Raw genomic sequence first — 14,603 nt, forward strand, 5'->3', positions numbered from 1 at the left:
GAGCAATAAGTAATCCCGATTACTTGTTGCTCATTACCTATTACTTATAAAAAGGTGGAAGAAGTAATTGTAAAACCGGTCATTGCAAAGGAAATCCTGGAATCTCTTCAGGCGAAAACAGAAGAAGAGAAGCAGGTGATTGTGCACTGTTGTTTCCCGGCATCTCCGTTTTTGGGAAATCTGATCAGGATCTGGCATTCGACTTATCTTTTTGATAATCAGTCTGACCATAGAAGTAAGCTGATCCACGCAGAAAATATTTCAATTTCACCGTACTGGACACCGGTTCCTTTTATGAAAGATTTTTGGTTTACCCTAATTTTTTCTGGTCTTCCCAAAGATTGCAAAAGCTTTGATCTGAAAGAAGTGATTCCTGAAGAAGGCGGCTTTTTTGTAGAATCAATCAAAAGGAATTCTTCTGACGTGTATCGTGTAAAAATATCAGAGTCTTATTGAAAAACCGGAGAATTACAATCAAAACCTTAACCCAGGTTAAATTCATTTTGCCGGATCAGGTTTTCAATACAATATTCTGCAATGGCAGTAATGGTGACGAAAGGGTTCACACCGATGGTTCCTGGAATCAATGATCCATCCAGCACATATAAATTTTCATGATCTCTTAGCTTCCCATATTCGTTGGTAGCTTCGCCTAATACACATCCTCCAAGCGGATGATAACAGATCTCAGCTCCGAAACCATTATTAAAAAGTAAGTGGCTTCTGGTTCCTCCATTCGCTTTATTCATCTTACGAATAAAGTATTGGGCATTTTCTTTCATTTTAGCGGTATTGCTTTCATCCCAGTTCAATGTCAGGGATTGGCTGGCTTTATTATAAGTAACTTCTCCCTTTTTATCAACCCTGTTGATCAGCAGATATAAAGCTGTTGCAACATCCATTCCCATAGGCAGAGGAGCTATCTCCGTGAAAAACTGATGTTCGGGATCATCCCAGTTATCAATTCCTCCCACAGGAATCGTGGATTGTTTTGCACCTGTACCGCCTGATAAAGGTTTTACCCAGTTTCTTCCGGTCATAAAGTTTCCATTGTTTCCCCAGTTTTTCCCGATTTTTTCATGAATAGGAAATCCGTTCTCTGCATTTGATTGTAACAGAATTTGTAAAGTTCCCATAGTACCTGCGGAAAGAATCAGTTTTTTACAATTGAAAACTTTATCAGCAATCACAGATCCTGAAGTGTCAATCTGCCGGACATGTAATGTGTAACTTTTATCATCATTAAGTTTGACGGTTTGGACACGGTGAAGATCAAGAATTTCCAGATTTCCGGTTTCAAGAGCTTTTCTCAGGTAAGTTTTATCCAGACTGTTTTTTCCGTAATTGTTACCATAGATTACTTCCGTATTAAGAGCTGAACGGGGAACTTCATTCCGGAATTCTTTTTCCATATACTTAAAATCATACACGTTCGGAACTCTAATCGTTTTAAAACCAGCTTTATGAGCCTCTTTTTCGCCTACTCTTGTGAATTGGTAATAAGGACAGTCTTTCAGAAACTGTTCATCAATAACATTTACCTTGAGTTCTTCCCGCACCAGTGGAAAGTAATGGCTGTAAAATCTTTCAGCATCAAGATCCGGAAAAACTTCTCTGAAATAGCTTTCTTTAGGAGTCACAGCCATTCCGCCGTTGACAAGAGAACCGCCGCCAACACCTCTTCCTACCCAGATATTGATGTGTTTAAAATCCAGACGGTCCAATGTTCCGGTAAAAGGAGTCAAAGAAAAAATATTCATAAAAGGGGCAATACTTTTCTTTTTCAGCCAAGCAGAACTTTTTCCAGGCTTCAGCAGATTGGAAAAAGGTATTCCTGCTTTTTCCCAGTTAAGACCCATTTCCAGCATCACTACTTTTTTACCGGCCTCACAAAGACGCAGGGCAGAAACAGCTCCTCCATATCCGCTTCCAATGATTACAATTGGAGCATCTGAATTTTCTTTTTCCAGACTGTTTTTTCTGTTTGTTGCGTGCAACAATCCGGATTGAAGAAAATAAAAGCCTGAAATGGCTAAAGCACTTGTCCTGATGAATTTTTTTCTGTCCATGAGCTTTGTTTTTCAAAAAGCATGCTAGATCAGCGGAAGCTTGTTGTATTTACAACAGATTATACTTTTTATCAGAATTTTAACTTTTTGTTGTTTATGAAAATTCATAGCTTTACTTATAATTTATACTTATGAAAAAATATATAGTACTCTTTTTACTTCTTCCGTTATGGGCTTTTTCTCAGAAAACGATTTCAAAGGAAGAGAAAGAGGTACAGAAATTTCAGAAGGAACTTAATGATGAATATTTTAATCCAAAAGAGACCCCTCTAAGAGGTGATAATTTTAAAAATTTCAAAGGACATCCATTTTTTCCCTTTAATACCAAATACAGGATAACTGCAAAATTTGTTAAGTCAAAAGATACAAAACCCTTTGAGCTTCCTACTTCCTCGGGGAAAACAAAGACTTATCAGGAGTATGGTAAAGCAACATTTACCTTGGATGGTAAATCTTACACAGTTACGTTATACCAAAGTCTTGCTTTGATTAAACAGGAAAAATACAAAGACCATCTCTTCCTTCCTTTCCGCGACGCTACCAATGAAAAAGAGACTTACGGAGGAGGGAAATATATGGATCTGAAAATTCCGAAAGGAGACACGATTGTTCTTGATTTTAATAAATCTTATCATCCTTTCTGTGCTTATAATGCTTACGATTACAATTGTCCTGTTGTCCCGGAGGAAAATAAACTTCCTGTGGAAATCCGTGCAGGCGTAATGTATGAAGATATTTACCATCACTAATATGATACAATTAGAATTCTTTAAACCAGAGGATCTTTCTGCGTTGAGTTATGCTTTGGATGAAAATCAGATGCGTTTTACAGCGACTGTTCAGCAAGCCTTACAAAGCATCAGTGAGCGGGATGATAACAAAGCATTTCCCGTGACTATATTTTACAACGATCAGCCTGCAGGTTTCTTTGTGCTTGATTTTGGAAAAGATAAATTTGAGCTTACTGATAATGAAAACTCAGCTTTATTACGCTCCTTATCCATTAATCCCCAAATGCAGGGAAAAGGAATCGGGAAAGCAGCCATGATGAAAGCCGACGATTTTGCAAAAGATCGTTTTAAGAACTGTGATGAAATTGTACTGGCCGTCAACCAGAAAAACGATTCAGCTTATCATATTTATCTTAAGGCAGGATACATTTACGATGGCAAAACAAGAATTGGCAGAAGCGGACCTCAATATCTCATGTATAAGAAACTTTAATAAAATTTTAAAATCATAATTTTTCATCTGCTGATATCTTTCCATAACTTTGAGTAACATCAAATTACAAAACATGGAAATATCACTTCGAAATCAGGTGGCTTTGGTTACAGGAGCTTCCAGCGGAATTGGTTCCGGAATAGCAAAATCATTAGCTTCGGCAGGAGCAACGGTCATTGTCAACCATTCTTCAGAAAGATCTGCAGAGGAAGCCAAAGCTGTTTTGAAAGAAATAACAGATGCCGGTGGAAAAGGCATGACTTATCAATGTGATGTTTCAAAGGAAGATCAGGTAGTGAAAATGTTCCAGGATATAGTCGCTGAATATCAAACCGTAGATATCCTGATCAATAATGCCGGAATCCAAAAGGATGCAAAATTTACCGAAATGACGATGGATCAGTGGAACGCTGTCATAGGTGTAAACCTGACAGGCCAGTTTCTATGTGCAAGAGAAGCCATTAAAGAATTTCTAAGACGCGGAATAGATACATCCCGTTCTATCGCTTGCGGAAAGATTATCCACATCAGTTCAGTACATGAAATCATTCCATGGGCCGGACATGCCAATTACGCATCCAGTAAAGGTGCTGTAAGAATGTTGATGCAGACTCTTGCCCAGGAATATGGTGCAGATAAAATCCGTGTTAATTCTATTTGTCCCGGGGCCATTCAGACTCCGATTAACAAGAATGCCTGGGATACTCCGGAAGCGCTTAATTCACTTCTTACCCTTATTCCTTATAACCGGATCGGACAGCCGCAGGATATCGGAAATTTAGCTGCCTTCCTTGCCAGTGATCTTGCCGATTATATCACGGGAACAAGCATTTTTGTAGATGGAGGAATGACTACGTTTGAAAGTTTTTCTACAGGAGGATAGTGCAGTTCAAGGTTTAACAGTTCAAAGTTTAATGTTTTGAGGTTGCTCTCATTGCTTTAAACAATACTAAATATTACTTATTGCTTATTACTCATTAATCATAACTACACATATGTCAGAACAGCAGAGAATCTCAGATATTTCTTGGAAAAAATGGGGACCTTATGTAAGTAACCGGGAATGGGGCCTTGTCCGTGAAGATTACAGTGAAAACGGAGACGCCTGGAATTATACCAATCATGAAACAGCAGAAGCCAAAACATATCGTTGGGGCGAAGAAGGGATATGTGGCATCTGTGATGATCTTCTGAAGCTGGTATTTTCTGTGGGATTCTGGAATAAAAAGGATAAAATGGTCAAAGAACGGTTCTTTGGGCTGACCAACGGGCAGGGAAATCACGGTGAAGATGTAAAAGAATATTTCTACTACTTGGATTCCACACCTACACATTCTTACATGAAGATGCTGTATAAGTATCCTCAGAATGCTTTTCCTTATGAAGATCTGGTAAAAGCCAATGCGGAGAGGGGAAAAGACGATCCGGAATATGAATTGATTGATACAGGAATTTTTGATACTAATGAATATTTTGACATCTTTATTGAATATGCAAAGGAAAGCCAGCAAGATATTCTGGTAAGATTAACGGTTGTCAATAAATCTGAGAAAGAAGCTTCTCTTGTGATTTTACCGACAGTCTGGTTCAGAAATACCTGGAAATGGGGGTATGATGACTATAAGCCTCAACTGTCTGCTGAAGATGCTGACCATATTACAGTAAATCATCAAGATATTGATATTAAAAATGTGTATGCAAAACAGTCTTTAAAAACTCTGTTCTGTAACAATGAAACCAACAATGAAAGGCTTTATCAAAGTTCTAATGAATCAAAATATTGCAAAGACGGAATCAATAATTTTGTGATGACGGGAAATTCCCAGTCGGTAAATCCACAAAATACAGGTACCAAGGCTTCTTTTTTTATTGATGAAGATTTTAAAGCCAGAGAAACTAAAATATTTGAATTCAGACTGTCCGACAAAAATTTACGGGATCCATTTAAAGATTTTGATATACTTTTTCAGCAAAGGCAGAATGAAGCAGATGAATTTTACGCGGAAATTCAGAAGGGAATTTCTTCAGATGATGAAAAATTGGTACAAAGACAGGCCTTTGCGGGAATGTTGTGGAATAAAATGTTTTACCATTACAACGTGGAAAAATGGCTGAAAGGTGACCCTGCCGAAATGCCGCCACCAAAGTCCCGGGAAACAATAAGAAACTTCGGCTGGAAGCATCTTAACAACGAGCATATTATTTCCATGCCGGATAAATGGGAATATCCTTGGTATGCAACATGGGATCTTGCATTTCATACCATCAGCTTTTCACTGATAGATCCGGATTTTGCCAAACATCAGCTTAAGCTTTTCCTGTTTGAATGGTATATGCATCCCAACGGGCAGCTTCCTGCTTACGAATGGGACTTGAGTGATGTGAATCCTCCTGTACACGCCTGGGCGGTCTTCAGGGTATTTAAAATTGATGAATATTTAAAAGATAAGCCCGACCTGGAATTTCTGGAAAGTGCTTTCCAGAAACTGTTGATGAATTTTACCTGGTGGGTTAACAAAAAAGACCTTAATGGGAATAATATTTTTGAAGGCGGATTTCTGGGACTTGATAATATTGGTGTTTTCGACAGAAATTCTGTTTTGCCCAATGGAGAACAGCTGGAGCAATCGGATGGAACAAGCTGGATGGCTATGTTTGCTCTGAATATGATGAGAATTGCCCTTGAACTTGCTCTTTACAATAAAGTATACGAGGAAATGGCAATGAAATTCTTTGAACATTTCCTGTCGATTGCCCACTCATTGGATAATATGGGGGATGAGAATTTCAGTCTTTGGGATGAGCAGGATGAATTTTTCTATGATGCAATTACTTCCAGTGACGGAACTCATATGTATCTGAAATTAAGAACTATCGTCGGGCTGATCCCGATGTTTGCCGTTGAGGTCATCGATGATGAAATGATTGAAAACCTTCCCAATTTCAAGAAAAGAATGAAATGGGTACTGGATAATAAGCCTGAACTGGCAGCACTGGTCTCAAGATGGGAGGTCAAAGGGCAGGATTCCAAACACCTTTTATCATTACTTCGTGGCCACCGTCTGAAAAGACTTTTAAACCGGATGCTGAACCCGAATGAATTTTTGAGTGATTATGGAGTAAGAGCTTTATCAAAAGAATATGAAAATAATCCTTATACCTTAACTCTGAATGAAACGGATTATACCGTAAAATATACTCCTGCAGAAAGTGATAGCGGGCTGTTTGGTGGAAACAGCAACTGGCGGGGCCCTGTATGGTTTCCAATTAATTTCCTGATTATCGATAGCCTTCAGCGTTTTTTCTTCTATTATAGTCCTGATTTTTTAGTCGAATATCCTACCGGAAGCGGTAATTATTCAAACCTTGATCAGATTGCAGATGCACTAAACAAGAGGCTTGCTAAGATATTTTTAAAAGATGAAAACGGGAAAAGGCCGGTTCACGGTCAGTATGAAAGATTTCAGACCGATCCTGATTTTAAAGATTATATCCTTTTCTATGAATATTTTCATGGAGATAACGGCCGTGGAGTAGGAGCTTCCCATCAGACAGGATGGACGGGGCTTATTGTCAAGATTCTGCAGCCGAGATTTTCCAAAAAGGTAATTGCAGAATCGGAAACTGAAATGCCTGAGGATACTGAAAAAACAAAAGAAAGCAAACAGTAGATCTATTTATAAACTACTCAAATATCTGCTGGATAATTTCCAGTGAGGCAGGAGTTTTGAAATCGGTGATATGATAGTGATAATACACTAAAAGACTGTCCAGAAAATCTTTCCTTAATGAAGAATGGATTTTTGTGGTATAAAAATCTTCTGCACAAAGCGCTTCTTTCCATAGCGTAGAAATTTCCTCATTGAACAGCTGATGGCATATTCCCGTAGAAAAAGTTCCCGTTTCAGGATCTAAAAATTTTCCCTCACTTAATAATGGGGCAACACCTTGTATTTTTAAAATAGCCAGTAAAAAAAGCAGGTGTGCCTGATAATTTTTGTTGGTCAGTTCACTTACAAAATCATCTATACCGGAATAGATCGGAATATTTTTATTCTCATATTTAAGAATATGACTCAGAAAATCCGAAATAAAGAAAATGACAGTATTGACCTTTATATCTGTATAAATGTCATTGTTCTTTACCAGTTCAAACTTTGAAACAGACGGGATTCCGTTACCCCGTGATGGATTGACAGAAAAATTGAGCTGGCTCAGCGGCTGAAGCAGAGCCTTTTTCTTATTCCTTTTAGCATAAATTCCTTTGAGGAAATAGCTTTGAAAACCCTCTTCTTCTGTAAAACAATGCAGTACAGCATCGTTTTCTCCGTATTTTATAAATGAAAGTAAAAATCCGTTTTGTGAATTCATTAATTAACTACTCCTATTTTGGCGGTAGCTTTGTCAGATCCGTCTTCATTGGTCATCAGGACAAAATAAATCCCTGAAGCTACTCTTGTTCCTTTCTGATTATTAAGATCCCATTCATAATAACCTCCTCGTGCTACGGCAGAATGTACTACGTTTCCTGCTGCATCTACGATTCTTATATTGGTTTTTTCTGCAAGACCTTTAATGGTAACTTTCCCTTTGAAATTGGAATACACAACAGGATTAGGATATACCACAACATCACCAAAATTAGAAGTGACATCTGCTACATCTCCCTGATAGGTTACAATACCGTTATACGTTACAAAATATACCTTTCCTGTTTTTTTATCAACTTTTATATCCGTAACACTGTTTGTAGGAAGAGGTGAATTTTCCTTTGTAAAATGCTTTATGGTTCTTTGGCCGTCCGAAGACAGGTAGTAAACGCCACCACCATCAACTGATACCCATTTATAATCACCTGCATCCACTGCAATCTGAAGAATTGCCGATTCTCTGAAAAGCTCTTCACCCAAACCATTTTGCTCTATCACTATAGGTTCTACTTTAGGTTGGGCACTTTTTATTTCTGATGCAGCGTTTGGCATAATCCTTAGACCTCCGTCTGTACCAATCCAGGCATCACCGGACTTATCAAATGCTACTGATAATATTCCTCCCGAACTATTAAACCCATTAGAACTGTCCAGGATATAGTCCGTATCATCGGAAAGGTTCAATGCATTTTTATAATCATATACCCAGAAATTATTGGATCTTGGTAGAGGAGTCCACAGCATATTTTCATAATAAACAGTCTTTTGAATTCCATCACTCGCAAGGATTATTTTCTTGATAAGGAAGTCATCGCTCGCTTTATCATAAATTCCCATAGACGGGTTTCCATCATTAAATCCGAAGGATACAAACAGGTTATTCTGCGGGTCAACAGCAAAACCTACAGGGCGTCTGTAATAAGGCTGGGCCCCCAGATTATAATATTTTACCAGTTCAAAATCTTTGCTTGTAGCATTATATTTCATTCTGTAGACACCATTATCATACATTGTGTAATTGGTGAACAGTACCTCATTATTGTTGTAAGGGCTTATAATAGCATCCAGGACATTGACATTGCTTGGAGGATTTTTAAGAAAGAAAGAGGGGTAGATCCATTCTGTGCCATTAAAGTAATAAAAACCGGGACTTGGCTTTTGCGCCGGAATAGATGGGTGATTATAATTATTTGCTCTGGCGCCGGAAGAAACCAGAAGCTGATTATTATCGAAAAGATTAATGTTATAGGCATAGTTAAAATAAGGGCCGGAAGGTTTAAAAGTATTGTTACTTTCATCCTTTATCCCTGATAATACTGTTCCGCCTAAGATTTTTCCACCGGCTGTTATGGCAGTATTGCATTCTTCACCAAGGCTTATTGCATTTTGTGCCACTCCGTTGAGCCCATAAGTATAAACCCTGTTATCTGTAACCACAACATTATTGGAGTTTATCACAACATCACGTATATTCTCGAAAGTTGTCGGGAGCTGTATCGGGGCACCATTGTTGTAAACATATGCCGCTGTTGCAGTTGAATAAGCCAGCTCTGATTCTGAATCTATATGTTTAAAAGCTCCGGGTATTTCGGTTGTCCAGGTAGAGTATACCGGGAAAGTAGTGTTCATTTGATGGCTTTTCAATCCTGTATCAGTTACAGAATATACTTTATTCCCGAATATCGTAGCTTCATTACTGGCCTGATAAACCCCACCGGTTAGGAAAAATGCAGAATCGCCAAATTCCTTATTTTGCAGGTTAAATATAGAAACTCCGTATCCAACAGAAATGACAGCCTGATCTCCGGTTATAGAAATGTGGTTGATCTTTTTATTTCCGTTATAACCCGTAGCAATAGGAATATCAACAATATATTTGATTTCCTGTGGGGTAATAACATCCATAGACCCGTTTTCATAACCGATAAGACCTGTTTTAGTCTGTGGATTATAATCAAAAGCTGTAATCCCGATATTGTGCAGACCATTGGCTTTGGACAACTTCGTAATTTCTCCCGTTGACATTGTATAATAGAATATTCCGTTTTCTGTGGCTGCAATGATTTTTCCATTGTCTTCTTTCATTGCAAGAATCTTGTTGTAGGAAAACAGATCTGCCCACTTTTTGGATGAAATAACCTGAGCTTTTGTCAGCTGCAGGGATGCTAAAATACCAAGAGAAATTATAGAGAGTTTTTTCATATTATGCGGTTATGCTGCTATCTATTACCTGATTGTTCCAGGAAATATGCTGTACGTTTTTGTTTGTATCAAAATAAAAATCTATTCTTCCCAAAAGGAGACCTGCCCATCCCACCTGATTGACAAGGACATTTTTGCCCTGTCTGTTGGTAAAGGATTGAGGTTCCGGTAAGAATGTATGCGTATGGCCTCCGAGGATAATATCAATATTTTCTGTGTTAGCCGCTAAAATTTTATCACTTATTTTATCCGGTTCGTCCCTGTAATCGTAGCCGATGTGTGAAAGACAAATTACCAGATCACATTTCTGCTCTTTTTTCAGGAAATTTGAATAATGCTGGGCTACATCAATAGGATTGGAGTAAACGGTTTCTCCATATTGTTTTTTACCTACCAGTCCATCCAGCTGAATTCCTACTCCGAAAATTCCAACTTTGATTCCGTTCTTGTTGAATATCTGATAAGGGGAAGTTTTCCCATCAAGAACCGTATTCTTAAAATCATAATTGGAACAGATAAAAGGAAACTTTGCATTTGGAAGGACTTTTAAAAATCCGTCCAGACCATTGTCGAAATCATGATTTCCCATAGTAGAGGCATCATATTTCATCATGGACATTAATTTGAACTCCAGCTCTCCTCCGAAGAAATTAAAATAAGGAGTTCCCTGGAAAATATCTCCTGAATCCAGAAGAAGCACATTGCTTTCCTGATTTCTGATTTGCTGAATTAAGCTCGCCCTTCTGGCAAAGCCTCCCTGATTAGGGTTTTTGGTATAGCTCGAGTCAAAAGGTTCGATTCTGCTATGCTGGTCATTGGTGTGAAGAATAGTCAGTTTATTTGCGGATTTTACATCAAGAATTTTTAATTCTTCCGCCATCATCATATTGGGAGCTAAAGCCATTGCTAAAGATCCACCTCCTATTGCTTTTAAAAAACTTTTTCTATCCATTATTTCTTCCCGATAAAATTTAAACGAACATCTGAATTGGCTACAACTTCAGGAGACTTTTTAAAATAATCAATAAATAAATCTCTCATTTTAATTCCTGTTGCAATGGATTCTCCTTTGGCAAAGAATTTCATATTGTCTCCTCCCAGCGCAAGATAATCTGAAGTGGCAATATAATAATCTTTAGCCGGATCTGCTGCTTTTCCGTTGATTAACGATTTGATAACCTGTCCGTTCTTTGTTTCAATATATAAGTGAGAAACGGGATTGTTGACCTGCGTTTTTGCGTAATACTCAAAAAGGCCCTGTAAATCTGCACCTTTCATTTTTACAATCACAACCTCATTTTCAAAAGGCATTACTTCAAATACATTTTTCAGTAAAATATCTCCCTTTCCGATTGTGGTACGGATTCCTCCGATATTAATCAATGCAGCGTCTACGTTTTGCTTGAGATGAGTTTTAAGCCATTCATTACCTCCTTCAAACGTATAGTCTGCTAAAAGATTTCCCAGATTGCTGTTATCACCCTGCTTGGTAAGATCTACATTGGTGTGGGAGATCTTCTGGTTCATTTCTTTATCCAGTTTCTGCTTGTAGGGCTCAATAAATTTTACAAACTCCTCATCATTTTTTAGCTCATTATTAATAGAAATATTTTTCTGGGTCTTTACATTCACAAGCTGCGGCGCAGAGGCCGTTTTGCATGCAGTAAGGGACGCCAGGGCAATTCCTAGTAACAAGAATTTATTTTTCATAATCTTTTAGTATATGCAAATATAACTATATGTATAATAAAACATTATTATTTATTACAAATTCTTACTGTAAATGATTAAATTTGGCAAAAATAATTCTAACAGATGAGCATTTTAAAAGGAGTAGGTGTTGCATTGGTAACACCCTTTAATGAAGATTTATCCGTTGACTTCGACAGTTTAACAAAACTGGTTGATTACAATGTCGAAAACGGAACCAATTATTTAGTAGTATTGGGAACTACGGCAGAAGCCGCAACGCTTTCTGCAGAGGAGAAGAAACAGGTAATTGAGCATATCATTAAGGTGAATAATAAACGTCTTCCTTTGGTTTTAGGAATTGGCGGCAACAATACTCTTGAGGTCAAGAAACAGATTGAAGAAGCAGATCTTTCTGCATTTGAAGCAGTACTTTCAGTATCTCCATATTATAATAAACCCAATCAGGAAGGGCTTTATCAGCATTATAAAGCTTTAGCATCAACGGGAAAAAATATTATCATTTATAATGTTCCTTCAAGAACAGGACAGAATATAGAAGCAGATACAACAATTCGCCTTGCAAAAGAATTCCCTAATTTATTTTTGATTAAGGAAGCGGCACCGAATATTTTACAGTATTTTGATATTCTCAGAAAAAAACCTGAAGGATTTTCTTTAGTATCCGGAGACGATGAGTATACCTTGCCTGTAACATTAGCAGGTGGAGATGGAGTGATTTCTGTAATCGCACAGGCGTATCCTAAAGAATTCTCAACGATGGTACAGCTGGCTTTTGAAGGTAAAGTAAAAGAGGCTTATGAAATCCACAATAAGCTTGTAGATATTACCCGTTTGATTTTTGCTGAAGGAAACCCTTGCGGTATTAAGGTCATACTGGCTGAAAAAGGAATCATTAAAAATTATCTGAGACTTCCTTTGGTAAAAGCATCAGAAGGGCTTCATGCAAAAATTAAGGCTGAAATGGCTAACATTTAATGATGAAAATGAATTTTGAGCATTTATTAAAACTCATCAGTCATCATTGAACAACATATAAAGGGTGAAAAGTTTAGGCTTTTCACTTTTTTTAATCATCATAATATATCCAATCATGAAATTAATACAGGCAACAGCATCAGATATCCCTTTAATTCAGGATCTTGCCCGAAGGTCATGGGAAAATGCATATGCAGACATTCTTTCGAAAGAACAAATGGAGTTTATGCTCTCCGAAATGTACTCTGAATCTGAGATTCTGAGTCATCTTCAAAACCCGGATTATCATTATTATCTTATTCGGGATGAACATAATGACAGCTATGAAGGTTTTATCGGATATGAGCACAATTATGAGGAAAATACAACCAAACTGCACCGTATTTATCTGGTTCCCGAAAGTAAGGGGAAAGGATTTGGAAAAGAAGCGCTTCAGTTTCTGAATGAGAAAGTTTCTGAGAATGGAAACAACAGAATAATCCTGAATGTCAATAAATACAATTCTGCCAGAAACTTCTACGAGTCTCAGGGCTACAAGGTTTACGACGAGGGAGTTTTTGATATCGGGAATGGTTTTGTAATGGATGATTATCTGATGGAATTTCTAATTCACAATTGATTGACTTAAAATTTTGTAACTTTATCCTGTAATTCTATAACAGGTGAGTTCTTTTTTTGATTCATCTTTGTTTCAGAACCAAATCACTTTTAACAATACATTCATATGCTTGGTTTTGAGCTGATTCAGCTTTTTATCAGTATATTTTTTTCATCCTTAGTGTTTAAATTCCTGTATTCAATAATACAGGAGTTTTTTCGTATATAAAGCAAAATGTAAAAATATACACCTATTTCACTTTTAAATGAAATAATTTGTTATATTTACTAAATAAAATTGGCTTTATATATACTAGGATGAAAATGTATGTTAAATTTGATTTCAATGCCCTCTGCAAAAAGGTATTGGACGAAAAACTTAAAGAACACGGGCTGAAGTACAGGTTGCTGAACTTCGGCGAGGTGGAATTCTATGAGCCCCTAACCCAGGAACAGCACAATCTTTTTAAGAAAAACCTTGAGGATTATGGGATTGAAATCATAGAAAGCCAGAAAACCGCTCTTGTACAGAAAATAAAAGATGCTATTGTGGAACTTGTTTTCTCTGATGAAATTATTCCCGTAAAGGCATCAATCTATATTTCTGAGAAACTGAACCATAGCTACGGATATCTTTCCAACCTGTTTTCAGAAGTTGCCTATACCTCTATCGAGAATTTTATTATTCTGCAAAAGATAGAGCACGCAAAAGCGCTAATCATAAGAAACAAGCAAAGCCTTACAGAAATTGCCCATAAACTGAATTATTCCAGTGTGGCGCATTTAAGTACCCAGTTTAAAAATACAACAGGCATCACTCCATCACAGTTTCAAAAGATTATTGGCAGACGAAGAAGAATACAAAGCACGGTAATAAACCCTAAAATGCAGTATGAATAAAGAATTTCTGAACGTAATAGTGGCAGATAGCGATGAAAACACCTTGATTTTTTTTAAAGATATTTTGAAAGAGCTGAAAATCTCTATAAAAGTTCAATGTTTCAATAACGGTAAAAACCTGATGGAGTATCTGAATAATGATGATGCGGTAGTTCCTGAACTTGTTTTCATTAACTATATGATTCCCGGAAAAGAAAGCATGGTATGTCTGGAAGAAATTGATTCAAATCCAAAATTCAGCAATATGGTGACAGCGATTTTTTCTGAACCGATTCCTGAAAATGAAATTGAAGATATTTTTGTAAAAGGTGCCAATATTTTTATGAAAAAACCGGAGTCTTTTGAGAAGTTGAAAAAGGTGCTTACAGAAGTTATAACGATCAATTGGCAGTATCACACTTCAGGATTAAATAAAGATAATTTTATTCTGAAAGTATGATGGATAAAGGATTTGTTAATTTATTGTGAACTGATTAAAAATCATATTTAATGC

At 37.1% G+C, this 14,603-nt stretch carries 14 protein-coding genes; 9 read left to right on the forward strand and 5 right to left on the reverse strand.

Annotation, left to right across the window (positions count from 1 at the left end; genetic code table 11):
- Positions 1-54: 54 nt before the first annotated feature.
- A complete protein-coding gene (locus tag EL165_RS20330; RefSeq protein ID WP_002984777.1) occupies positions 55-456 on the forward strand; it encodes a hypothetical protein in 402 nt (133 codons plus the stop codon).
- Positions 457-482: 26 nt separating this feature from the next.
- On the opposite strand, the gene EL165_RS20335 is transcribed toward EL165_RS20330, so the two are convergent.
- Positions 483-2,069, reverse strand: a complete 1,587-nt coding sequence (locus EL165_RS20335; RefSeq protein WP_002984774.1) for a GMC family oxidoreductase N-terminal domain-containing protein — start codon at positions 2,067-2,069, stop codon at positions 483-485.
- A 131-nt stretch (positions 2,070-2,200) separates the two neighbouring features.
- Here EL165_RS20335 and EL165_RS20340 point away from each other — a divergent pair, with 131 nt between their 5' ends.
- From EL165_RS20340 to EL165_RS20355, 4 genes are all read left to right on the forward strand, one after another.
- Positions 2,201-2,818, forward strand: coding sequence for a DUF1684 domain-containing protein (locus EL165_RS20340; protein WP_002984772.1), 618 nt, complete (start codon positions 2,201-2,203; stop codon positions 2,816-2,818).
- A 1-nt stretch (position 2,819) separates the two neighbouring features.
- Entirely contained in the window at positions 2,820-3,293 is a 474-nt protein-coding gene (locus tag EL165_RS20345; RefSeq protein WP_041462145.1) for a GNAT family N-acetyltransferase, read from the forward strand.
- Between the two features lie 73 nt (positions 3,294-3,366).
- Complete coding sequence (locus tag EL165_RS20350) at positions 3,367-4,176, forward strand: glucose 1-dehydrogenase (protein ID WP_002984768.1); 810 nt, start codon at positions 3,367-3,369, stop codon at positions 4,174-4,176.
- A gap of 112 nt (positions 4,177-4,288) precedes the next feature.
- The gene (locus EL165_RS20355; RefSeq protein ID WP_002984766.1) at positions 4,289-6,964 is read left to right on the forward strand and encodes an MGH1-like glycoside hydrolase domain-containing protein; all 2,676 of its coding nucleotides are present in this window, start codon (positions 4,289-4,291) and stop codon (positions 6,962-6,964) included.
- A 13-nt stretch (positions 6,965-6,977) separates the two neighbouring features.
- Here the strand turns inward: EL165_RS20355 and recO are convergent, their stop codons facing one another.
- The 4 genes from recO to EL165_RS20375 are packed head-to-tail and all read right to left on the reverse strand — an operon-like array spanning position 6,978 to position 11,635.
- The gene (gene recO, locus EL165_RS20360) at positions 6,978-7,664 is read right to left on the reverse strand and encodes a DNA repair protein RecO (RefSeq protein ID WP_002984764.1); all 687 of its coding nucleotides are present in this window, start codon (positions 7,662-7,664) and stop codon (positions 6,978-6,980) included.
- Positions 7,664-9,925 carry a type IX secretion system anionic LPS delivery protein PorZ gene (gene porZ / locus EL165_RS20365; protein ID WP_002984762.1) on the reverse strand — a complete coding sequence of 754 codons (2,262 nt, stop codon included), beginning with the start codon at positions 9,923-9,925 and terminating at the stop codon, positions 7,664-7,666. The genes recO and porZ overlap by 1 nt, the downstream gene beginning before the upstream one ends.
- 1 nt (position 9,926) lies before the next feature.
- Positions 9,927-10,877 carry a bifunctional metallophosphatase/5'-nucleotidase gene (locus tag EL165_RS20370; RefSeq protein ID WP_002984760.1) on the reverse strand — a complete coding sequence of 317 codons (951 nt, stop codon included), beginning with the start codon at positions 10,875-10,877 and terminating at the stop codon, positions 9,927-9,929.
- Positions 10,877-11,635 (reverse strand): 5'-nucleotidase C-terminal domain-containing protein, encoded by a 759-nt coding sequence (locus EL165_RS20375; RefSeq protein ID WP_002984759.1) that lies wholly within the window; start codon positions 11,633-11,635, stop codon positions 10,877-10,879. Before EL165_RS20375 ends, EL165_RS20370 begins: the two co-directional genes overlap by 1 nt.
- Positions 11,636-11,740: 105 nt before the next feature.
- On the opposite strand from EL165_RS20375, the gene dapA reads away from it, so the two are divergent.
- The 4 genes from dapA (at position 11,741) to EL165_RS20395 (ending at position 14,549) form a co-directional block, all read left to right on the forward strand.
- Positions 11,741-12,613, forward strand: coding sequence for a 4-hydroxy-tetrahydrodipicolinate synthase (gene dapA / locus EL165_RS20380; protein ID WP_002984758.1), 873 nt, complete (start codon positions 11,741-11,743; stop codon positions 12,611-12,613).
- A 115-nt stretch (positions 12,614-12,728) separates the two neighbouring features.
- The gene (locus EL165_RS20385; RefSeq protein ID WP_002984756.1) at positions 12,729-13,232 is read left to right on the forward strand and encodes a GNAT family N-acetyltransferase; all 504 of its coding nucleotides are present in this window, start codon (positions 12,729-12,731) and stop codon (positions 13,230-13,232) included.
- Positions 13,233-13,528: 296 nt separating this feature from the next.
- Complete coding sequence (locus EL165_RS20390) at positions 13,529-14,110, forward strand: helix-turn-helix domain-containing protein (RefSeq protein WP_002984755.1); 582 nt, start codon at positions 13,529-13,531, stop codon at positions 14,108-14,110.
- Positions 14,103-14,549 (forward strand): response regulator, encoded by a 447-nt coding sequence (locus EL165_RS20395; protein WP_002984754.1) that lies wholly within the window; start codon positions 14,103-14,105, stop codon positions 14,547-14,549. Before EL165_RS20390 ends, EL165_RS20395 begins: the two co-directional genes overlap by 8 nt.
- Positions 14,550-14,603: the final 54 nt, after the last annotated feature.

The organism is Chryseobacterium gleum, assembly GCF_900636535.1.
Classification (GTDB): Bacteria; Bacteroidota; Bacteroidia; order Flavobacteriales; family Weeksellaceae; genus Chryseobacterium; species Chryseobacterium gleum.

Coding starts and splice junctions, on each gene's coding strand:
- EL165_RS20350 (WP_002984768.1), top strand. CDS start 3,367: ATGGAAATATCACTTCGAAATCAGGTGGCTTTGGTTACAGGAGCTTCC.
- dapA (WP_002984758.1), top strand. CDS start 11,741: ATGAGCATTTTAAAAGGAGTAGGTGTTGCATTGGTAACACCCTTTAAT.
- EL165_RS20395 (WP_002984754.1), top strand. CDS start 14,103: ATGAATAAAGAATTTCTGAACGTAATAGTGGCAGATAGCGATGAAAAC.
- EL165_RS20355 (WP_002984766.1), top strand. CDS start 4,289: ATGTCAGAACAGCAGAGAATCTCAGATATTTCTTGGAAAAAATGGGGA.
- porZ (WP_002984762.1), bottom strand. CDS start 9,925: ATGAAAAAACTCTCTATAATTTCTCTTGGTATTTTAGCATCCCTGCAG.
- EL165_RS20345 (WP_041462145.1), top strand. CDS start 2,820: ATGATACAATTAGAATTCTTTAAACCAGAGGATCTTTCTGCGTTGAGT.
- EL165_RS20340 (WP_002984772.1), top strand. CDS start 2,201: ATGAAAAAATATATAGTACTCTTTTTACTTCTTCCGTTATGGGCTTTT.
- EL165_RS20385 (WP_002984756.1), top strand. CDS start 12,729: ATGAAATTAATACAGGCAACAGCATCAGATATCCCTTTAATTCAGGAT.
- EL165_RS20335 (WP_002984774.1), bottom strand. CDS start 2,069: ATGGACAGAAAAAAATTCATCAGGACAAGTGCTTTAGCCATTTCAGGC.
- recO (WP_002984764.1), bottom strand. CDS start 7,664: ATGAATTCACAAAACGGATTTTTACTTTCATTTATAAAATACGGAGAA.
- EL165_RS20370 (WP_002984760.1), bottom strand. CDS start 10,877: ATGGATAGAAAAAGTTTTTTAAAAGCAATAGGAGGTGGATCTTTAGCA.
- EL165_RS20375 (WP_002984759.1), bottom strand. CDS start 11,635: ATGAAAAATAAATTCTTGTTACTAGGAATTGCCCTGGCGTCCCTTACT.
- EL165_RS20390 (WP_002984755.1), top strand. CDS start 13,529: ATGAAAATGTATGTTAAATTTGATTTCAATGCCCTCTGCAAAAAGGTA.